The organism is Microbacterium sp. NPDC089698, from assembly GCF_044749045.1.
Taxonomy (GTDB): Bacteria; Actinomycetota; Actinomycetes; order Actinomycetales; family Microbacteriaceae; genus Microbacterium.
Genome location: NZ_JBIVHE010000009.1, coordinates 18,805 through 40,217 on the forward strand (window position 1 = coordinate 18,805; position 21,413 = coordinate 40,217).

The following is a 21,413-nucleotide window of genomic DNA, read 5'->3' on the forward strand; positions in this document are numbered from 1 at the left end:
TCCCGCGCCACCGGGCGCCCCTCACGGAATCCTCACACCGCGTGCCGCAGCGACCCTCACGGGATCCTCACGGGCGCCGGAGCGGCGAGCCGCATGCCGGAGCGGCGAGCCGCATGCCGGTGCGGACGACGGAGCGCCGGCCCCGATGCGGACATCGGGACCGGCGCTCCGGGCATCGCTGCCGGCTCGATCAGCCCAGAGGATCGGCCGTCGTGTCGCCCTGAAGGCGCCGGCGCCGGCGGGACATCACCAGGAATGCGGTCGCGAGCAGCACGAGCGCCCCGCCGATGATGCCGGTCGTCAGCAGCGCGTCGCCGTTCAGACCGGTGGCGGCCAGGTTGCCCTTGCTGCTCCCGTTGCCGTTGCCGCTCGTGCCGGGGTCGCCGCCCGGAGTGGTCGGCGTCGGGGTCGGGGTCGGGGTCACGGCATCGGCCACGACGAACGTGCTCTCCGAGGCGTCGCTGCTGACGCCGCCGTAGGTCTGCACCGCGGAGATCGTGTGCGATCCCACGGCGACCGTGCTCGGCAGCGCGACCGACCAGGTGCCGTCGTCGCCCACGACCGTCGGCTCCGCAGCCTCGGCCGCGGGGGCCTCGGCCTTGGCGGCAGCGGGGGCAGCGGCCTTGGCCGCGCCCTGCACGCCGTCGAGAGTGACCACGACGTCCGCGCCGGGGACCCCGGTGCCGCTCACCGCGGTCGGCGCCGTGTCGAGCTTCGCCCCGTTCGCCGGCGACGTGATCGCCGGCGCGTCCGGCTTCGCCGGGTTCTCGGAGAGCGGAGCGCGGACGGTGAGGAGCGCCGCCGTGTTGTTCTGCAGCGACTTCTTCACGGTGACCACGGTGCCGTATCCGACGCCCGCGTCCGCGGGGTTGCCGGTGCCGAGCGTGGTGAACCCGAGGTCGTGACCGTACAGATCGGTCGCCGGGGTGCCGTCCGGGTTGACGACGCGGGTGCTGTACGGCGCGCCGTCGACCGAGGGCACGACCACCGAGGCGTCGCGCAGACGGTTGAACAGCTGACCGTCGCGGACCTCAAGGCCGGCCACCCAGCCCTGGTCGTCGGTGAAGGACTTCACCGGCGCCTGGGCCGCGAAGTCGGTGCAGGCCTCGTTGAACTTCGCGTCCACCAGGCAGTCCTTGAACGGCAGGGTGGGCGTGAGACCGAACGCGGCGTTGGACGACTGCGCGCGACTGGAGATGTTCTTCGTCACGGACGGGTCCATCTCGGCCGCCGCTCCTGTGCGACGCAGCGGGTCGAAGTGGCTGTCCACCAGGAGCAGGCCGCCCTTCGCACCGTAGCTCGGCAGATTGGTCAGGTTCGAGGTGACCTGGTTGGAGTCGCCGTAGGCCGTGTCCCGGTACCAGACCAGCGCGCCGGGCGCGTTGTACGGGACCTTCTCGACCTTCCATCCGGCGTCGCTGTACACCGTCGTGTAGCCGTACCTCAGGCCCTCGTCGAAGCCGTCGAAGTTGCGCCACTCGACCAGGTAGTACTGCGCCTTGACCTGTGTGCCGGTGTCGCGCACCCAGCCCGCACCCGTGGTGTCGGTGAACGTGCCCGCGGTCACGGTCCAGCCGTTGTCGCCGGACTCCACGTCATCGGTCCAGACGTCGGCGCCGCCGGCCGTCAGGGCGAAGTCGTCGGAGAACCAGCCGCGATCCTCGTAGGCCGCGTCGGTCGCCTGGCGCAGCCGCACCTGGATGTTCTGGCCGGCGTACGCCGACAGGTCGATGTGATCGTGACGCCAGCCGTCCGTGGATCCGGTCAGACCGTACTTCTTGTTGCCGAAGTCCTTCATCCGCCCGTTCGGGTCGCTGTAGCCGTCGTCCGTCGAGACCAGCGCACCGGACTCGTCATAGACCTTCTGCTCAGTCCAGGTGGATCCGCCGTCGGTCGACACCTCGACGAAGCCGAAGTCCCAGTCCTCCTCGATGACGTAGTTGTTCCACATCGAGAACGTCGCGCCGGCCGGCACGTTGTCGATCGAACGCTTCAGCTGCGCGTCCGCCCAGTCCTGGTCGGCGTTCGAGTACCACATCTCCGATCCGCTGTGCGGCTCGGCGAGAGTGATCCGCTTGTCCGGCAGGTTGATCTTGACACCGTCCTCGGTGCCGTTTGCAGGCCGGGAGGCCTGGCCGACCTTGATGGTCTTGGTGCCGTCGCCCGGGTTGATCTCGAGCGGGTCGACCCACCCGAGCACCCACTTGTCCCAGATGCCCATGTGCGTCGGCATCGACTGGAAGATCGGGCCCGAGTGCGACCCCGAGCTCATCAGATCCCAGAAGTCGATGTCGGAGTTGCCCGCGTTGGACGTGTCGTACAGATCCGGAAGACCCAGGTCATGACCGTACTCGTGCGCGAACACCCCGACGCCGGAGTTCTCCGGCTGGACGATGTAGTTCTGGATCTTGAAGTCCGTGCCGGGGATCGTGGCTCCGCCCGCGACGTCGGACGAGTGCGCCCAGACCGCGTAGGTGCCCTCCTTGCCGCCGCCGCCGGACTTGTCCTCGCCCGCGTGCACGAGCACGACGTGGTCGATGATGCCATCAGGCTCGTGGAGGTTGCCGTCGCCGTCACGGTCGCCCTGGTCCTCGATGTCGTAGTCGGCCCACGGGAAGTCCGGGTTCTGCTGCGCGAGCGCCGCCACCGCGTCGATCGGCAGCTGGCCGGGACCGAGCGGGTTGTCGGGGTGGCCCTGCATGTCCTGCATGGGTCCCGCCTCGTATTTGTTCGTCGCGGGGTTGAGGTGGCAGACCGTGGCGCCGTAGTACCCCTCGGAGTGCGGGACCTTGACCCAGGCGGTGGCCTCGCCGGAGAGCGAGTAGGCGCCGCGCGACATCTCCTCGTACATCTTCTTCATGGTGTGACCGGAGATGTCGAAGCCGGGCTGGCCATCCAGCCCCGTCAGGTCCGTGCGTACCCGCTCGGTGATGCCCTCGTCGGAGAAGAGCATCCTGTTGTAGAAGTCGCTCGAGAAGTCCGGGACCCACATGGTGTTGTTGTCCTTGTGGGCCGCGCCCGCGGGATCCGGGATGTTGTTGTGCAGCGTCGGTCCCTGCACGTCGCCCGGCTTGCAGTCCGTCGCCCCGAATGCGGTCGGCACCTGCAGGCCCGAGAAGTCCTCGGTGCCGTCGAACTCGACGAGGATGGTCAGGAGCTTCGCCTTCTGGGTGCTGTCGGCGTGCTTGAGGTTCTTGGGGCTCTCGCCGGTCTGCACCGCCTGGGCCTCGGTCTTGGCCAGCTGCTCGGCTGCGACAGGGTTGCCCTGTGCGTGCTTCTGGTCGTTCTCCTTGGCGCGCTCGAACGCGGCGTCGCTGATCGCCTTCCGCGCGCTGGCGCCACCGCCCAGATCGGCGACCGCCTGGTCGTCGGACGCGTCGGTGAAAGCCTCCGCCCGAGGAGCCACGTAGTTGATGTAGTGATCGCTGGCACCGCTCTTGCCCGCGGTGCCGCCCGAGGCGGTTCCGGGACTCGTGCCGGCCACCTGGGCGCTCGGTGGTGCCGCACTCGGGGGCGCGGCACTCGCCGGCGCGGCCCCGAACGCCGCCACCCCTGCGGCGGCGAGCATGAACGCCGAAGTCGTCGCCGCTGCACGTCGTCGTGCGCGGGCGGTCTTCTCTGACATCGATTCTCCCTCCAGGCGTCGCCACGACGGTTTCCGTGGCGACGCGTCCGTCGTGCGCCGATCTGGCACACACAAGATTCAGGATTACCGTGAAACCCCTATGCAAGGGAAGAGAATCAGCTGACAAAGAACGAACTTCCTGCGCGCGCCACCTTGCGTCCACGCCCCCTCGCAGCACCCGCGCCCCCTTGCACGGACGCACGCGCGAGGGGGCGCCGACGCCATGAGGGGGCCTCGACACCGCGAAGGGGCGCCGCCCGGATCCCCCGAGCGGCGCCCCTTCTGAGCGTGCGGCGTGCGCCGAGGGCGTCAGCCCTTGTTGCAGACTTCCTGCAGCTTCTTGCCCTGCTCGGTGAGCTTGGCGCTGGCGGCCTGCGCCTTGGTCGAGACCTCCTGGATCTTGTCCTGCGCCTGCTTGACCTTGTCCATCGACGCCGGGTCGGTCGCATCGATGTTCTTCAGATCGGGGATCTCAAGACCCTCGTAGACCTTGATGAAGCCTTCGAACTCGCTCGCGAAAGCGGTGAGCGGGGCCTTGACGGTCTCGTTGGTGACCTTCTTGCCCGCCTCGTCGAGACCCTTCTGCACGGGGGCGAAGATTCCGGCGAAGTCGACCTTCTCGCCCTGGGTGGCCTTCTGCACGGCCGCGTTGAGGTCGCTCGAGACGCTCGAGGTGGCCTTGGTCATCTCCGCGTTCGCGATCTTGCAAGCGTCGACCACGCTCTGGCCGCCCGAGCAGGCGGTCATCGTGGCGGTGAGGGCGATCGCTGCGGCGAGGCCGCCGATCCGGGTCAGGGTTGCCTTGTTCATCGTGAGCTCTCCGGTCTCTGCATGGATGTGGCTGCCGGTCCGTGAGGGCGCGACAGCCATGGTCGCCTTCCACACTATTCCGAGCTGGCGCATAGGTTCGGACCGGGCCGCCGGATCCGGCGCGATCGTGACCGCACCGAGATGCCGTCGCCCACCACGGTCGATCGGGCTCCCGGGCCTTCCGGCGACGGGACAGCCGCCATGACACGCTCCGTTAGGGTGTACCCGTGAGCACGGACTGGACGCGTCGAGTCCTGGTCGTGGAGGACCAGTCGGCGTTGCGCATCCTGCTCTGCGATGTGCTCCAGCGGCACGGCTTCGAGACGGCCGCGGCGGCGGACGCGGCGACCGCGGCGCAGCTGTTCACGGAGTTCGATCCCGACGCGCTGCTCACCGACATCGACCTCGGCTCCCGCCCCTCGGGCGCGGAGCTCGCGACGATGCTCTCCGAGCTCGCGCCTCATCTGGCCATCGTCTTCCTCAGCAGCTATCCGCGCGCCGTAGCCGGAGCCGCAGCGATGGGCATCGCCCGCGCCGTCTTCGTCCCGAAGCAGACCCTCGACTCGCCTGCGACGCTCGTCGACGCCCTCGAGCAGGCCCTGTCGGCGCACCCGGCGCCGGAAGCGGATCCCGGACCGTCACGCGAGGGGCTCGGTGCGCTCACGCGGCATCAGCTCGACGTGCTGGCGATGATCGCCCGCGGCTGGTCGAACGATCGCATCGCCGCGGAGACCGGATCGACCGTGCGCGCCGTCGAGCGATCGATCAGCCGGCTCTTCGACCGGCTCGACGTCACCGGCGATCCCACCGTGAGTCCGCGCGTGGCCGCGGCGGCGATGTACTTCGCCGCGTTCGGCCCCGCACGATGAGAGGCCTCCTCGCCGCGGTGCACGGCGCGCTCCGCAGCGGGCGCTTCCTCACGATCTGGTCGCTCGCCGCGACCCTGCCCCTCTCTGCGACCGTGATGGCCCCCTTCGGGGCGGGGGTCGACGCGCCGAGTGCCTGGCCTGCGACCCTCGTGACGTGGCTGTGCTTCGCCTGCGCCCTGGGCGCGGTCGCCGTCGGAGAGCGATGCCTGCGGGGGCCCCGCGCACGCGCCGTCGCCGTCGTCCTGGGGCTGCTGCTCTGCAGCGCGCTGAGACCGATCCTGCAGGATCTGTGGACCTCCGCTTCGGCGCTGTCGACGCCGCCGGCCTGGCAGCTTCCTTTCCGCATCGCGACGAACGTCCTGGTGTGGGGAGTCGTGTTCGCCGTCGTGGCCGTCCTGGAAGGTTCGTTCCGCGGTCTGCGCAGCACCAATCTGCTGCTGCGCTCCGTCGCCGCCGAACTCGTCCAGGCGGAGGCGCGCTCTCGCATCTTCGACGAACGAGCGCACAGCATCGCTCTCACTGCCGCCTCCCGCCTGCGTGCGGGGATCGCGGCGCTCGGCACCGACAACGGAACCGTTGCGGTCGTCCGGTGTCTCGGTTCGAGAGGCTTTCGCACCTGGAGCCATCGGCTGCGCGCGCTCGCCGACGAGCCGGACACGGCAATGGCGGCGCCTGGCCATGATCCGCACCACGCCGGGGCCGCCGCCGTTCCTGCGGAAGCCGCCGCACACCGAGTGCCGTACCGGGTGCCCGCGAAGGGCGTGGTCGTCCTCCTGTACGGCGCCACGATGCTGCCCTACGCCCTGCGCAGCCAGAGCGCGACCGAGCTGCTGTTCGGCATCCCCGTGCTCGTCGTCGGCGGGCTGGCCGTCGATGCGGGATCGCGCAGCCGCGCCCTGGCCCGACCCCGGGGAGCGAGGCCCGCGGCCTTCCTTGCGATGTCGGCGGTCCTGGGGCTCGCCCTCGCAGCTCTCGCGGTCGTGAGCGGCGCGCCGACCGCGACCGCGGCCGTGGCGGCCGTCGTCTACCTCGCCTACGCGCTCTTCACCGGACTCTGCGCAGGCGTCCTGCACGCGCAGCGCCGTGAACAGCGCCGGTTGTCCGGGGCGATCAGGAGCGCTCAGCGCACCGCACGGGAAGGCACCAGGCCGGCGCGCGAGGGGCTGCGGCGCACGGCGGAGCTGCTGCATCGGGACGGGCAGGGCGGATGCACCGTGTTCGCGCTCGCCCACCCGGATCCGACCCGCACCGACATCGCGGTGCTGCAGCAGGACCTCGACGAGACGGTCTCGCGAATGGCGACGACCATGTCGCCGGACGGCGCAGCAGACGACCCCGATGCGGAGTTGGCAGCCCTGTTCGGCACCTGGGGGCATGTGATGGACCTGCGGATCGACGAGTCGGAGACGGCCCGGACCGCAAGGGGCTCGGCGCCCTGGGCGGCGCGCGACGCCTACGACCTCATCGCCGAGGGCCTTCTGAACGCCGTGAAGCACGGCACCGAGCGCCGCGTCGACATCTCGCTCGACGTCATCGCCACCGGCGCAGGACCTCACCTGCGAGTGCAGGTGAGGTCGTTCGGGGCTTTGGCTCCCGGCGCGCAGCTGCGGCCGGCATCGCACATGCGCGACCTCCACGCGCGTCTGCTTCCCGCGCCCGACGGGGCCGTTCTGGAAGCCGCCTTCGCCCTGCCGCACACCGCTGTCGTGTCAGCCGAACATCCCGCGGGACGCCCTCGACGGCAACCGTAATATCGCCAGCGGATCCCCGGACGAACCGTCCGGGGCCGCGACGCGAAACGGATGCCGACGTGAACGACCTGCACGATCTCATCCCGCTGGCGGTGGGGATGTCGCTGTCTCCGCTCCCCATCGTCGCCATCGTCGCCATCGTGCTCGCGCCGCGCGGGCGCCGCTCCGCCCCGGCCTTCACCACCTCGTTCACGCTGATCTCACTCGTGCCGATCGTCATCGGGGCGATCGCCTCCGCGAACGTCTCCACCGCCACCTCGGGCAGTCGTGTCGTCTCGCTCGTGGTGTCGATCCTGGTCGCAGCGGGGTTCGCCGTGTTCGCCGCGCTGAGCTGGCGGTCGCGTCCTCGGAACGGCGAGCCCGCGGTGGCGCCGCGATGGCTCGCCGCGATCGACGCCGTCACGCCGGCACGCGCCGCGGGACTGGGCGTGGTCATGGCGGCCGTGAACTCCAAGAACGTGCCCCTCGGGCTCAAGGGCGGAGCGCTCATCGGAGAGGCGCATCTGCCGCTCTGGGCGACCGTGGCCCTGTGCCTCGTGCTCGCACTCGCCGCGTCCTTCCTGCTGATCGCTCCCGCACTCGTCGAGCTCGGCGGCTCTGCCCGTGTCCGCGCCGCACTGCAGGGTCTGAAGGGCCAGCTGATCGCGCACAACGCGGCGATGATGACGGTCGTGTTCGCGCTCCTCTCCGCCAACGAGGTGGCCTCGATCGTGCACCGTCTCACCGCCTGATCCCGGCGCACCCCGCCACGAAAGACGTCCGAGAGAGAAGGAACCATGTCGCACCAGGAACCCACCCCTTCCGCCGCGCCCACGGTCGGTGACGTCCGCACCGTCGCGGCCCCCGCGGGAACCTTCCGGGGCGCCGCCGCCGATGGCGTCCGTTCCTGGCGAGGCATCCGCTACGCCGTGGCGCCCGTCGGCGGGCTGCGGTGGCGCGACCCGATCGCCGCCGCCCGGGTGGAGGGCGAGACCGACGCCACCGCCTACGGTCCGGCGTGCCCGCAATCCGCGAACCCGTCGGTACCGCTCGGCGACGACGTCATCCTCGACGAGGACTGCCTCGCCCTGAACTTATGGGCGCCCGAGGACGCGCTCGAGCCGCTGCCCGTCATGGTCTGGCTGCACGGCGGCGCCTACACGTTCGGCTCCTCCAGCCAGCCGCTCTTCGACGCGACCTCGCTGGTGCGTGCCGGCGACGTGGTCGTGGTGACCGTGAACTACCGCCTCGGGGCCTTCGGGTTCCTCGACCTCGCCGGCCTGCTCCCCGATGGCGGCTTCGACCGCAACCTCGCGCTCAAGGACGTGCTGCTGGCTCTGCGCTGGGTTCAGGACAACGTCGCGTCCTTCGGCGGCGATCCGGATCGGGTGACGGTGTTCGGCGAGTCCGCAGGTGGCGGACTGGTCACCACTCTGCTCGCGACCCCTTCCGCCGAGGGGCTCTTCCACCGCGCGATCGCGCAGTCCTCTCCTGCTTCGAGCATGTACGGCGTCGATCGGGCGCGCGACGTGGCGGAGCGCTTCGCCGCCGAGCTCGGCATCGACCCCGCGGACCCCTCCGCGGCGGCTGCGCTGCGCGAGGCGACCGCCGAGGAGGTCGTGACGGCAGGGATGGCCGTGTACGCGGCCGTCCCCGACGCCGCGCCGGGGACCCTGGCGTTCGCTCCGGTCATCGACGGCGACCTCCTCCCCGAGGCTCCTGTCGCCGTGCTGCATGACGGACGAGGGCTTCCCGTGCCCCTCATGATCGGAACGAACAAGGACGAGGCTTCGCTGTTCAGGTTCATGAAGTCGCCGCTGATCCCCATCACCGACGACCGCATCCGGCAGATGTTCGCGGACATGGCAGCCGACAATCCCGCCCTCACGATGCCCTCCGTCGCCCAGGTGCAGACGGCCTACGAGAACGTGCGGCAGCGCGCGATGGGTCTCGGCATCGCCCGGGACATCGGGTTCCGGATGCCCACGCTGTGGATCGCCGAAGGACACAGCGCGCACTCCGACGTCTGGCTGTACCGCTTCGACCACGCAGCCCCCTTCCTGCGATTGATCGGTCTCGGCGCCACCCACGCCACCGAGCTCCCCTATCTGTGGGGCAACCTGAACGGCGGCCCGAAGGATCCGACGTTCCGCCTCGGCGGGCGCCGCATCGCCGAAGCGATATCCGCACGCATGCAGCAGCGGTGGACGGCGTTCGCCCACGGCCGCACCCCCGACGCGGCCGAGGGGCCGGTCTGGCCTGCGTACTCCGTCGCCGACGACGGCGGGATCAGGGCGACCCTCGTGATCGACCGGCAGGATGCGGTCGTCGACGACCTCGACGGGCCGCTGCGGCCCGCCTGGGGCGACGAGGTCCTCGACTTCCGCTGATCCGCCTCGCCGCCCGCGCCCTCCGGGCGATGTCGCTCCCCTCCCCCACCTCCCTACCCCAAGGAGTCCCGTGTCCGACGACTGCTGCGCCGCCCTCCCGACGAGCCGCGCCCACCTCTCCCCCGCGATCTCCGCCGTCGGCCAGGGGATCTCTCCCGCTCGCTACGCCGCGGGTCGCACCGACGGCTCGACGGCCGACCTGCTGGTCGTCGGGCGCATCTCCACGGGCGACCCGGCGGCGCCGACGGCCGAGGCGATGGCCGTCTCCGGCGGACGCATCATGGCGCTCGGATCCGTCGCCGAGCTCGACGGGCTGACCGGCCCCGCCACGACCGTCCTCTCGCCCGACGGCGTGGTCATCCCCGGCCTCATCGAGCCGCACGCCCACATCTGGGTGTCGCTCATGACCTTGGACTGGACCGACGTCTCGCACGTCGCCTGCCCCGGGTTCGATGACGTCGTCGCCGCGCTGAAGGCGGCGGCCGCCGCCACGGCGCCCGGTCAGTACGTGCTCGCGAAGCTCTTCGACCCCAGCCTCTACCCCGGCGAACCTGCGCTCACCCGGGAGATCCTCGACCGGGTCGCGACCGACCGCCCCGTCATCGTGCTCAACGCGTCGATGCACTTCGCCTACGCCAACAGCGCCGCGCTGGCGGCCGCAGGCATCTCCGACGACACGCCGGCTCCTGCCGGCGGCACCCTGGAGAAGATCGACGGGCGCCTGACCGGCGTCGTCGGCGAAGCACCCGCTGTGACGATGCTCCTCGCGAACCTCCCCCGACCCGACGCCGCCGATGTGGCGCGCGGGGTTCGGCGGATCCTCACAGAGTTCGCGGGCCAGGGCGTCACCTCGATGCGGGAGGCGATGACCGGAACGCTCGCCGGCGTCAGCGAGATCGCCCTGCTGCACCAGCTCAACGGCGCGCAGCGGCTGCCCACAAGGGTGTCGACCGCGCAGTTCTCCGCGCTCGCCGGCTGCGCGAGCCCCGCGGAGGCCGCCGCCGCGTGGAAGGCCGCGGGCGTCACGCCGTTCAGCGGGGACGAGATGGTCAGGGCGGATGCCTGGAAGCTCGTCGCCGACGGCTCCAACCAGGGCCGTTCCGGCTACTTCCTGCAGCCATATCTCGGCGAGACCTCCGGCGGGCACGCGAACTGGACGCCCGAGGGCCTGCGCGGTGCGATGCGAGCCGGCCTCGACGACGGGTGGCAGCTCATGATCCACACCAACGGCGATGCGGCGGTCGAGCTGGCCCTGGAGGCCGCAGAAGATCTCCTGCCCGGGACGGATCCGCATCTGCGGCACCGTTTCGAGCACGCCTCCGTCACGACCGACGACCAGCTCGCACGGATGGCCGCCGCCGGGATCTCGCCGAGCTTCCTCATGGACCACGTGTACTTCTGAGGCGCCGCGTTCCGGGACACGATCCTCGGCGCCGAGCGCGCCGCACGGCTCGATCGAGTGGCGTCCGCCTACCGAGCGGGACTGCGCCCGAGCCTGCACTCCGACTACAACGTGACCAAGGTGCATCCGCTGCACAGCGCGCAGACGGCCGTGCTGCGCCGCCTCGAAGCGGACGGATCCGTGCTCGGGCCCGATGAGCGCGCCACAGCGGAACAGGCCCTCGCCGCGATCACCACCCACGCCGCCTGGCAGATCCACGCAGATGACCGCGGGACGCTGCGCCAGGACATGCGTGCCGACTTCGCCGTCGTCGACGCCGACCCGTGGTCGAGCGATCCCGCCGGCTGGGACGGGATCGCCGTGCACGCCACCTACATCGACGGCGCCGTCGCCTTCTCCTCCTGACCGCCCTCGCCTCCTCATCGGGCAGAGAGACCCTTCACGCAATGAACGACACCGCCACCGCCGACGTCCCCCGCACCGCGTCGCGCCTCGCCGTCCCCCTTCTGGGCGTCCTGGCCGCCGTCCAGGGCGCCGCACCCAACATCGCCGCCACCGCGCTCGTCGGCGCCAGCCGCGGCCTCGACATGGTCGGGGGCGCGCAGGCGCTCGGCGCGTCGATGCAGACCCTCGCGATCGCAGCGTCCGTCATCACGACGGGGCTGATCGCCGACCGGATCGGACGCCGCAGGATGCTCGTCGCTGCGCTGCTGGCGAGCATCGCGGGTCAGGCTCTCGTCGCCGTGGCCCCGACCGCGCTCGTCTACATCGTCGGGCAGGCGGTCTCCGGCATCGGGCTCGGCGCCGTGTACGCGGCGGCCTTCGCCTACATCCAGGTGCTCGCCGCGCCCGGACGCCTTCCCGCGACCGTCGCCACCTTCGCCGCCGTCGCCGGTGCGGCCGGCGTCGTCTTCACCTTCTCCGGCGGACTCCTCGCCGGCGCCGACTGGCGTCTCGCTTTCCTCCTCGTCCCCGCGCTGTCGGCCGCCGCCATCCCCGCGGTCCTGACGCTGCTCCCCGCGGTCGCGCCGAGCGTGACGGAGCGGCGCGATGTCTGGGGTCAGCTCCTGCTCGCGGCCGGGATGGTGGTGTTCCTGTATGGGGTCTCGCAGCTGGCGTCATCGCTGACGAACCCGGTCACGTGGGCCGTGATGGCTTCCGGGATCCTTCTCCTCGGAGCATTCGCGTGGTCGCAGACGCGGGTGCGCCACCCGTTCTTCCCGGTTCTCCTGTTCCGCCGCCCGCTCTTCCTCGGTGCTCTGTGCGCAGGATTCGTCTTCAATTTCGGGGTCGCCGTGGCCTTCCTCCAGCTCACCAACCTCTGGCAGTACGTCCTCGGGCTCACTCCCGCAGCGGTCGCGGTGTGGCAGCTTCCGGTGTCGATCACGTCGATCGTCGGCGCAGTGATCCTCGGTCGTCTCATGACCCGCGGGATGACCCCGCAGGCGTCGCTGCTGCTCGGCGGGCTGCTCACGGCGGCGGGCTTCGTCGCGGCCGCCTTCGCGCGGAACGCCGACGCTCCGATCGCTTTCGTGCCCGCCGGGGTGCTCGTCGCGTTCGGTGTGACGGCGGCGTCGCTTCCCTACGGCACGCTGATCCTGAGCGAGGCCCCCGCGGAGTTCTACGGCCCTGTGACGAGCGCGCGCACCACCTTCGGGCAGCTGTTCTACTCGCTCGGCACCGCCCTGTCCACGGTCGTCGTCACGCAGCTCACGATCTCGGGGATCACCGCGCGCCTGCGGGCCACAGGCATGTCGGACGCCGACGTGGCCTCAGCGCTGCGCGGCGTCGGCGCCTACGCCAAGGACGGCACGCGCCCTGCACCGCAGGTGTTCGAGGCCGCCACAGCCGCCTACCGAGACGGGTTCGGGGCTCTGATGATCGCGATCGCCGTCCTCGCCATGCTCGCGGCATTCGCCGGTTCGCGACTGATCGTGCGGGGAACCCGCCCGGAGGCGGCGGCCGGATGACTTCGCGGACGGCGCCCTGAGCGTACTGCTCAGGTGTCGTCCGCGATGCGGTCCCGCGTTCTCGGGGAACGACGGGACCGAGCTGGGGATGGGGCTGGGGCCGCTCGGGCCCGCGCTCTCAGGGACGGAGCGCGGGCCCGAGCGCCGGAAGAAGCTGTGCCGACGCCCCCTCGCAGCACCCACGCCCCCTCGCACGGACGTACGCACAAGGGGGCGTGGACAGTACGAGGGGGCGCCGACAGGAAGGCGCCGCAGGAAGACGCCGCGGCCGGATCAGAGGGACGCGAGAAGCAGATCCGCCTGCGCGACCCCCGAACTGTACGACTCCGACACGGTGCTCGTGCGCATGCCGGCCCAGAACAGGACGCCGCTCACCGTCGCCGACATCTGGTTCGCGTTGCCGCCGCTCCCGTAGGGGCCCCACGAGTACGGCTCGTTGGCCCAGTCCGTCAGCACGGCCTTGTGGTACTGCAGCCCCTGATCACCGGCGGACTTGCGGACCACGTCGAGCACAGCCTGGTACTTCTGCGCGAGGGGCAGAGCGTGGAGCTCCTTCGCCGCGGCGCCGGTCTCCCAGCCGACGATGACCTGGCCCTGGTAGCCGGGATAGGCGATCGAGGCGTTCCACAGGGTGGTGGGGAAGCCGTCCATGGTCTCGGCGTAGCCCCAGTCGTCGGAGCCGCGGGGCGTGAACACCTTGCCGGTGAACTCGAGCACGCACTTGAAGATGTCCTCGTACCGGAACGCGTCGAAGGCCGCCCACTTGGGCACCGGCAGGCCGGGCGTGAAGGCGATGCTGCGGCGCTGCATGACGCCGGCGGGCACCGCGAAGATCACCCTGCGGCCGAACATCGCTCCCTTCGAGGTGCGCAGCTCGACGCCGTTGGACGTGTAGGCGACCTCCTGCACGACGGTCTGCAGCAGCACCGGCACCGTGCCCGCGATGACGTGCAGCAGCTGGTCGTAGCCGCCGATGATCTTGTAGTCGCCGTCGTCGTACCGCGAGTCGTTCGGATCCAGGATCTCCGGCGCCGGGGCCTGCTCGGGATGCAGCGTGTACCGGATGCAGTCGCGCAGGGGGCCGGCGACCTCCGACGCCGCCGTGTTGTACAGCGGCTCGCTGTCGTCGGTCAGACGGTAGTTGAGGCCGCTCGGCGTGTTCGCCGCCGTCACTCCGATGCGCGCCAAGTACGCGTCCGCCATCTCGCCCGGTCGCACGGCGGGCAGCGGCTTCTTCTGCCCCACCGGGTCGTACGGCACGAGCGCGGCCGGGATGCCGAGCGGGAACAGCCACGACGTCGGCGAGTCCCACTGATGCCACTGCGACGTCGGCGACGACGCCGACGCGTTGCCGAGGCGGATGTGGTTGTTGCGGAACATCCGCATGTCGAATCCGGCCTGCTGGATCCAGGGATAGGTCGACGCGTAGGGGCCGCCGTGCACCAGCTCGCAGCCGCGCTCGATCGGAATGCCCATCGACGTGCGGTCCGTGAACATGCGACCTCCGATCCGGTCCCTGGCCTCGACGATCGCGACCCGCAGCGCCGGGTTCCGGTCGACGAGCCGGCGCGCGGCACCGATCCCCGCGGCTCCCGCTCCGACGACGATCACGTCCCAGGCGTTGTCTCCGCCCGCCGCATGTGCGAGCGACGGGCTCGCGGCGGCGCCGGCATCGGCGATTCCTGCGGTGGCGATTCCCGCCGCGGCCGCGAGGCCGCCCAGCAGGATTCCGCGACGACTGATGTTCTCCATGGTGCAACTCCTTCGTTGTTGGATCGGATCTTCGTTGTCGGATCGGGGAAGGGCGCTCCGGGCGACGAGGGCACCCCGGGGCGCGACGATCACCGGCCTCGCGTCATCGCGAGACCGCGCCGCCCTTCGTTGTCGACGCCCCCTCGGGGCACCCGCGCCCCCTCGCACGGACGCACGCACGTGGGGGCCTCGACACCACGAGGGGGCGTCGACGTTAGGGCGCGGGGATCCTGGAGGCGCCTAGTCGGCGCTGGAGACCTCGGGGACTCCCCAGCCGTAGGCGAGCTTGTGCACCTCGAGCACGAAGAAGGACTCGGTCGAGACGACGTCGTCGAGCGCGCCGATCTTGTTCTCCAGCACGTCGACGATGTGGGCGACGTCCCGGCAGATCACTTCGACCATGACGTCGAACTTGCCGCTCGTGATGACGACGTAGCTCGTCTCCGGCAGCGCGGCGAGGGCCTTGCAGATCGCCCGGGCCGAGCCGGGCCGCACCTGCACGCCGATGAGGGCCAGCCGGTCGAAGCCGATCGCCAGGGGGTTGGCGATCCCGACGACCTGCAGCACCCCCTCGTCCTCGAGCTTCTTCAGCCGGTAGCGCACCGAGGACGCGGGCACGCCGAACTCGTCGGCGAGGCTGGAGAAGGTGCGTCGCCCGTCCACCTGGAGCGCCGCGATGATGCGGCGGTCCAGGTGGTCCAGGCCGTCAAGCTCGTTCACGGGATCGAGGCTATCGCGAGGAGGGTCGGGATCCGCTGCATCAGTCGAGGTGGATCACGCCGGTGCGCAGGTCGCTCATATCGAGCAGCGTGTGCTTGCCGCCGATGCGGCCCCAGCCCGTGCGGCTCCCGCCGACGCCGCCGAAGGGCATGTTGATGTCCCAGAACCCGTTGCTGTCGTTCACGATCACCTGACCGGTGCGCATCTGCTCCACGAAGCGGTAGGCGCGGCTGAGGTCCTTCGTGAAGACCGCGCCCTGCAGCCCGAGCGCGTCGTCGTTGGCGATGCGCAGCAGCTCGTCGTCCGTGTCCGCCGAGATGATCGGGACGACCGGTCCGAAGGTCTCGGCGACGCTCAGCAGCGCGTCGGGTGCGACGCCGTCGACGACCGTGAAGTCGTAGTAGAGGTCGGTCGGGAAGCCCGCGGCGCGCCCTCCGCCGACCACGATCTCGAAGCCGCGCTCGCGGGCCTCGGCGAGATGCGCGTCGACCTTGCTCGCGGTCGCGTGGTTGTTCATCGGACCGAGCGTGGTCGCGGCGTGGAACGGATCGCCCAGCACGGCCTCCTGCGCGGCCGCGCGGGCCGCCTCGACGAAGCGCTCGCGCACGGAGCTGGCCACGAGCACACGCCCCGTCGCACAGCAGACCTGTCCGGCGTTGTAGTACGCCCCGCGCACCGCGGCGCGCGCGGCGGCCTCGACGTCGGCGTCGTCGAGCACGACCACGGGGCCGTTGCCGGACGCCTCGATGATCGAGCGCTTGAGCCCGGCCGTCGCGACGATCTTCTCGGCGGTCGCGGAGGATCCGATGAAGCCGATCGCGTCGATGCCCGGGTGCGACACGAGATCCGCCCCGAACGCGCCCTCGCCGGGGAGGATGCTGACGAGACCGGCCGGAACGCCCGCCTCCTCGAGCACCTCGACCGTGGCGAGGAGCGTGAGCGGCGTGTGCGTCGGCGGCTTCACGACCAGCGCGTTGCCCGTCGCGAGGCCGGGCGCCGCGAACTCGGAGAACATCAGGACCGGGAAGTTCCACGGGATCACGATCGCCCAGGTGCCGACGCCCTGGTAGAAGGTCCACATCCGCTTGTGCGTGTCGTTGGCCGGCAGGGTCTCGCCGTGCAGGCGCACCGCGTCCTCGGAGTGCAGGTGGAACAGCTGCGCGGTCTCGTCGATGTCGGCGTAGGACTCGGTCAGCGGCTTGCCCTGCTCGAGCGTGAGCAGGCGGGCCAGCTCGTCGCGCTTGGCGGAGATGAGGTCGCCGACCTTGTGCAGGATCGCGGCGCGCTGCCAGACGCCGACGCGGCTCCAGGCGCGCTGCGCCTCGCGGGCGGCGGCGACGGCGCGGTCGAGGTCTTCGCGCCCCGGGACGGCGACCGCGGCGATCACCTCGCCCGTGACGGGGCTGACGACATCGGTGGTCTCGCCCGAGGCGGCGTCGACGTAGTCGCCCGCGATGTACAGCTGCGAGTGCGGGACGAGGACGTCGGATGCGGCGACGACGGATGACAGGGTCATGATGATGGATTTCCTCTCGAGGGGATCGGGTGAAGGGGAGCGTCAGACGGCGTCGTCGACGGTCTGCGGAGCGAGTCCGTTGCGGCGATCGCGGGCACGGACGAACGCCCAGATCACGACGCCGAGGGCGAGGATGCCGATCGCGATGCTGAGTTCGAGGATCCCGCCGTAGCCGGTGATCGAGAACCCGGTCGCGCCGACGACGACGATGACCGCGAGCAGGACCGCGAGGACGATCGAGACCGGCACGAGGAAGTTCGGCAGCCGGATCGGGCGCACCGCGTTCGGGCGGTCCTTGCGGAGCAGGGCGAAGCCGGAGACCGCGAGCACGTGCGTGAGGACGTAGCCGAGGTTGCCGGTGACGATGATGGCGAGCGGCTGCTGGAGAACCACGAGCAGCACGATGTTCAGCACGAGCATGACGTTGAGCGCGCGCATCGGGATGCCACGGCGATCGAGCTTGCCCACGGCCCGGACGGTGACGCCCTCCTTGCCCATGTTGAAGAGCACGCGCGAGGAGTCGGCCACCGAGGTCAGCATCACCAGCACGAGCGACGCGATGAGGCACAGCACCATGATGTTCGCCGCCGCGTCCGAGGGGACCAGCTTCGCGAAGGCCGCGACGAAGAACGTAGCCGGATCCTTGCCGATCGCCGCCTCGCCGGCGAATCCGCCGAGCGTGATCGGGACGAGGAAGAAGACGCCGAGGCAGAACAGCGCGGCCGCGCGGATCGCCCGCGCCGTGTCCTTGACCGGGTCGCGGTACTCCGAGGCGAAGGTCGTGCAGACCTCGACGCCGAGCGTGGTCCACGCCATCACGTAGAGCCAGACGAGCGCGGTGTGCAGGCCCTCCCAGCCGCTCAGCTTCCAGGTGAGCTCGCCCGGGTGCCAGCCGCTGCTGAACAGCGGAAGCACGATGAAGACGAACAGCGGGACCATGAGGATCGCGGCGGTGATGTAGACGAAGGTCATCGTGACGCGCACGCCGATCGCGTTGATCGCGTAGAGCACGAAGATCACGACGAGGCCGATCACGATCGGGAAGCTGAGGTGGATCGGCCCGAAGGCGAGCTCCCAGGTCTGGTCGGGGAACCACTGCGACTGGATGATGAGGCCCGTCAGCGCGCCGTAGGTCGCGAGGTTGGATCCCCAGGGCAGCCAGTAGCCGACGCCGGCGACGGGGGCGAGCCAGGGCGCACGGCTCTTCCAGGCCTCGGCCGCGAAGCCCGCGATGCCGCCGGAGGACTCCGGGAACATCGTGGACAGCTCGATGTAGATCCAGTTGACGACGAACGCGATGACCATCGAGACGGCCCAGAGCACCGCTGCTCCCCAGCCGCCGAGGCCCGCGATCGACGCTCCGAGCGTGGCGATCAGGGCCGCCGGCATCGTCATCGACATCGCGAAGGCGTCATACCAGCGCAGCTTGCGCGGGAGCTTCTCCTCCACCGCGTCGCTCGGGTGCGACGTGACTTCCGTGCTCATGGGACTCCTCGACTCTCTCCGTTGAGTGCACGACGGCGGGCTCATTCACCCATCCGAGAGTCATCCTTGCGAACTCTTGCGGAATGCGCAACCATCAATCTGTACTTTTCACCAATCAGCATTTTCGGCCTCTCGGTGACCCCGAATCGTCAATGCCAGCGAGGAGCAGCGATGCCGCAGACCGCCTTCGAACGCATGCCGGCCCCGGCGGCCGCCGTCGACCACGCCCTCAGCGGCACCGCGCAGCGGGTCTTCTGGCTCGACGACGCCACCGCCGAGCACCACGATGCGCTGTCCGGCCGCGTGGACACCGACCTGGTGATCGTGGGCGGCGGATACGCCGGACTCTGGACCGCGCTGCTCGCGACCGAGCGCGACCCCGGCACCAGGGTGACGATCCTCGAGGCGAACCGGATCGGCTGGGCGGCGTCCGGACGCAACGGCGGCTTCTGCGAGGCCAGTCTCACGCACGGGTACGACAACGGCGCGAGCCGCTGGCCCGAGGAGATGGATGCCCTGGAGCGCATGGGCGCGGAGAATCTCGCCGAGATCGCCGCGACCGCGGAGCGCTACGGCATCCGCGCCGATCTCGAACGCACCGGCGTCGTGAAGATCGCGACCGAGGAGTACCAGCGCCGCCAGCTCGCGGGCGCTCGGCACGACGACCGCCACGTCTTCCTGGACGGACCCGACCTGCGGGCGATGATCTCCTCCCCCACCTATCGGGCCGGGCTCTGGGACCGGGACGGGAACATCCTCGTCCATCCGGCGAAGCTCGCGTTCGAGCTCGCGAGGGTCGTCGCGGAGCGCGGCGTGCGGATCTTCGAGCGCTCCCGCGTGACCGGAGTGCGCCGCGTCGACCGCGGCGTCGTCGCGACGACCGAGAGGGGCGCCGTCTGCGCCGACCGCGCGGTGCTCGCGACCAACGTCTTCCCCTCGCTCCTGACGCGCAACCGGCTGATGACGGTCCCCGTCTACGACTACGTGCTCGCGACTGAACCGCTCTCCGCCGCACAGCGGGCCGAGATCGGCTGGGAGGGCCGTCAGGGCCTCGCCGACATCGCCAACCAGTTCCACTATTGCCGGCAGACCGCCGATCACCGGATCGTGTTCGGCGGCTACGACGCGGTCTACCACCCCGGCGGCAAGGTGCGGGAGCGCTACGAGGACCGTCCCGAATCGTTCCGCCGACTGGCCGAGCACTTCCTGACGACCTTCCCCGCCCTCGAGGGGATCCGCTTCACGCACCGCTGGGCCGGCGCGATCGACTCCTGCTCGCGATTCTGCGCCTTCTACGGCACCAGCCACGGCGGTCGGGTGGCGCATGCCGCGGGCTTCACCGGCCTCGGGGTCGCCGCGACCCGCTTCGCCGGCAACGTGATGCTGGATCTGCTCGACGGCGCGAAGACCGAGCGCTCCTCCCTGCAGATGGTTCGCGAGCGGCCGGTCCCGTTCCCGCCCGAGCCGGCCGCGACGATCGGCATCAACGCCGTCCGCTGGTCGATGGACCGCGCCGATCACCGCGAGGGCAAGCGAAACCTCCTCCTGCGCACGCTCGACGCCCTGGGCATGGGCTTCGACTCCTGACGTACCCGGGGGATCCGCGGTCGCGTCGCCGCGTCCGCCCCGCCCCGCCTCGCCCCGTCCGTTACGTTCGCGCCCGCCCCCTTTCGTCGACGCCCCCTCGCAGCACCCACGCCCCCTCCCACGAACGCACGCACGAGGGGGCGTCGACACTACGAGGGGGCGTCGACGGAACTGGATCGGGGAACCCGCGCGCGTTTGTTATGCTGGCCAGGCGTCATCGACGTGCGGGGCTGTAGTTCAATGGCAGAACTTCTGCTTCCCAAGCAGACAGCGCGGGTTCGATTCCCGTCAGCCCCTCCGCATCCGAAAGGGCCGTCGCCGCAGGCGGGGGCCCTTTCGCGTCCTCAGCCGAACACCAGCGCCACCGCGAACAGCGTGTAGAACACCACGACCGACCACAGGAACGCGCGCTCGGTGAGGCCGACGACCCGGCGGAGCCTCGGCAGCACGAGGCTCGCGACCAGCGCGATGAGCGCCACCAGGATCACCACGGCCAGCACCCCGAGGATCCCGCCGATCACCGCCAGCAGCGGCGAGCCGCCGTGTGCCGCGGCACCCTGCACGAGTGCGGCGATCCGATCCGCCGGGCTGTACGCCGCCGCGAAGTTGATGATCGCGAGGGCGTAGTGCACGATCCCCTGCACGCCGAGGCGCGTACCCTGCGGCGGGATGGGTGCCGCGATCATGAGCAGCGGCGTGACCGCCGCCACGAGCAGGATCACGAAGCAGGGGATCCGGTAGTCCCATGACGGGAGGCCCAGCAGCACGGCGAACGCCGTCGCGGTCCAGGCTCCGGCGGTGATCACGCTCATCGCACGGAACAGCCGCACGGTCGCCCCGTTCGCATAGTCGCTGACCGTGTCGTGCAGGAGGTGCGCTGGGGCGCGCAGCATGTGCAGCCGCGCGAACACGACGATCCGCGCGAGCCACAGGGCGAGTGCGATGCCGGCCGCGACGAGCGCGATCGGCTGAGAGTGAAGAGTGTCCACGGTCTCCCCTTCCGGAGTTCTGGGTTCTGCCGACGTCCGCGCTGCTCAGTCCGCGGGATCGGCGTTCAACTGCGCGACCACGCGGGCGAGGCGGGCGGACAGGTCGTCCGGATCCTCGCCCGCCGCACGCACGACGTCGTCGAAGGATCCGCCGAGCGCCGCCGTGGCCTCGGAGAGGCGCCGGGTCCCGGCGGACGTCAGCGTGACGGGCTTGGCGCGCCCTCCCCCGGGGACGCCCTCGGCGCGGACGAGTCCCGCATCGGCGAGGTCGCGCACGATGCCGCTCATCCCCGCCTCGGTGACGCCGACCGCATCGGCGAGCTGTCGCGCGACGACCCCCGGATGCTCGCCGATGATCGTGAGCGTCACGAATCGGCGCATCGAGAGCCCGAACGGCGCGAGCTTGCGCTCCCCCTGGGCATCCATCGTCATCACCAGCTCGTGCAGCAGATGGGAGAGGTCGCTCATGGGACTAACTTAAGTACTTAAGTTAAAGAAGTCAAGATCCCGCCGGATCCGCCGCCGCACCTTCGCGCCGACAGTTCCGCCGCGCGTCTTCCGCTGTTCG

At 70.7% G+C, this 21,413-nt stretch carries 14 protein-coding genes, 1 tRNA gene and 1 pseudogene; 8 read left to right on the forward strand and 8 right to left on the reverse strand.

What is annotated here, in order from left to right:
- Positions 1-190 precede the first annotated feature (190 nt).
- Positions 191-3,625, reverse strand: coding sequence for an immune inhibitor A domain-containing protein (locus tag ACIPY5_RS19110; protein WP_309339707.1), 3,435 nt, complete (start codon positions 3,623-3,625; stop codon positions 191-193).
- Between the two features lie 309 nt (positions 3,626-3,934).
- The gene (locus tag ACIPY5_RS19115; RefSeq protein WP_400973623.1) at positions 3,935-4,435 is read right to left on the reverse strand and encodes a hypothetical protein; all 501 of its coding nucleotides are present in this window, start codon (positions 4,433-4,435) and stop codon (positions 3,935-3,937) included.
- Positions 4,436-4,662: 227 nt separating this feature from the next.
- Between ACIPY5_RS19115 and ACIPY5_RS19120 the strand changes: the two genes are divergently transcribed.
- The 6 genes and pseudogenes from ACIPY5_RS19120 (at position 4,663) to ACIPY5_RS19145 (ending at position 12,796) form a co-directional block, all read left to right on the forward strand.
- Positions 4,663-5,304 carry a response regulator gene (locus ACIPY5_RS19120; protein ID WP_400973626.1) on the forward strand — a complete coding sequence of 214 codons (642 nt, stop codon included), beginning with the start codon at positions 4,663-4,665 and terminating at the stop codon, positions 5,302-5,304.
- Positions 5,301-7,055, forward strand: a complete 1,755-nt coding sequence (locus ACIPY5_RS19125) for a hypothetical protein (protein WP_400973629.1) — start codon at positions 5,301-5,303, stop codon at positions 7,053-7,055. The genes ACIPY5_RS19120 and ACIPY5_RS19125 overlap by 4 nt, the downstream gene beginning before the upstream one ends.
- A 59-nt stretch (positions 7,056-7,114) precedes the next feature.
- Positions 7,115-7,786 (forward strand): GAP family protein, encoded by a 672-nt coding sequence (locus ACIPY5_RS19130; protein ID WP_400973632.1) that lies wholly within the window; start codon positions 7,115-7,117, stop codon positions 7,784-7,786.
- Between the two features lie 45 nt (positions 7,787-7,831).
- Positions 7,832-9,424: a carboxylesterase/lipase family protein gene (locus ACIPY5_RS19135; protein ID WP_400973635.1), complete on the forward strand. Its 1,593-nt coding sequence runs from the start codon at positions 7,832-7,834 to the stop codon at positions 9,422-9,424.
- A 280-nt stretch (positions 9,425-9,704) separates the two neighbouring features.
- Positions 9,705-11,231 (forward strand): annotated as a pseudogene (locus tag ACIPY5_RS19140) (amidohydrolase).
- Between the two features lie 41 nt (positions 11,232-11,272).
- The gene (locus ACIPY5_RS19145; protein ID WP_400973638.1) at positions 11,273-12,796 is read left to right on the forward strand and encodes an MFS transporter; all 1,524 of its coding nucleotides are present in this window, start codon (positions 11,273-11,275) and stop codon (positions 12,794-12,796) included.
- A gap of 273 nt (positions 12,797-13,069) precedes the next feature.
- Here the strand turns inward: ACIPY5_RS19145 and ACIPY5_RS19150 are convergent, their stop codons facing one another.
- The 4 genes from ACIPY5_RS19150 to ACIPY5_RS19165 form a co-directional block, all read right to left on the reverse strand.
- Entirely contained in the window at positions 13,070-14,548 is a 1,479-nt protein-coding gene (locus tag ACIPY5_RS19150) for a flavin monoamine oxidase family protein (protein ID WP_400973640.1), read from the reverse strand.
- 240 nt (positions 14,549-14,788) lie between these two features.
- Positions 14,789-15,268 (reverse strand): Lrp/AsnC family transcriptional regulator, encoded by a 480-nt coding sequence (locus ACIPY5_RS19155; RefSeq protein ID WP_052680128.1) that lies wholly within the window; start codon positions 15,266-15,268, stop codon positions 14,789-14,791.
- Positions 15,269-15,308: 40 nt separating this feature from the next.
- Positions 15,309-16,784: an aldehyde dehydrogenase family protein gene (locus ACIPY5_RS19160; protein WP_400973643.1), complete on the reverse strand. Its 1,476-nt coding sequence runs from the start codon at positions 16,782-16,784 to the stop codon at positions 15,309-15,311.
- Between the two features lie 42 nt (positions 16,785-16,826).
- Complete coding sequence (locus tag ACIPY5_RS19165; RefSeq protein WP_309339702.1) at positions 16,827-18,269, reverse strand: APC family permease; 1,443 nt, start codon at positions 18,267-18,269, stop codon at positions 16,827-16,829.
- Between the two features lie 171 nt (positions 18,270-18,440).
- On the opposite strand from ACIPY5_RS19165, the gene ACIPY5_RS19170 reads away from it, so the two are divergent.
- Positions 18,441-19,856, forward strand: a complete 1,416-nt coding sequence (locus tag ACIPY5_RS19170) for an NAD(P)/FAD-dependent oxidoreductase (RefSeq protein ID WP_400973646.1) — start codon at positions 18,441-18,443, stop codon at positions 19,854-19,856.
- Between the two features lie 226 nt (positions 19,857-20,082).
- A tRNA-Gly gene (locus tag ACIPY5_RS19175) sits at positions 20,083-20,153 on the forward strand.
- Between the two features lie 47 nt (positions 20,154-20,200).
- Here ACIPY5_RS19175 and ACIPY5_RS19180 read toward each other — a convergent pair.
- Positions 20,201-20,845, reverse strand: coding sequence for a hypothetical protein (locus ACIPY5_RS19180; protein ID WP_400973649.1), 645 nt, complete (start codon positions 20,843-20,845; stop codon positions 20,201-20,203).
- A gap of 45 nt (positions 20,846-20,890) precedes the next feature.
- Positions 20,891-21,313: a MarR family winged helix-turn-helix transcriptional regulator gene (locus ACIPY5_RS19185; RefSeq protein WP_400973652.1), complete on the reverse strand. Its 423-nt coding sequence runs from the start codon at positions 21,311-21,313 to the stop codon at positions 20,891-20,893.
- Between the last annotated feature and the right edge of the window lie 100 nt (positions 21,314-21,413).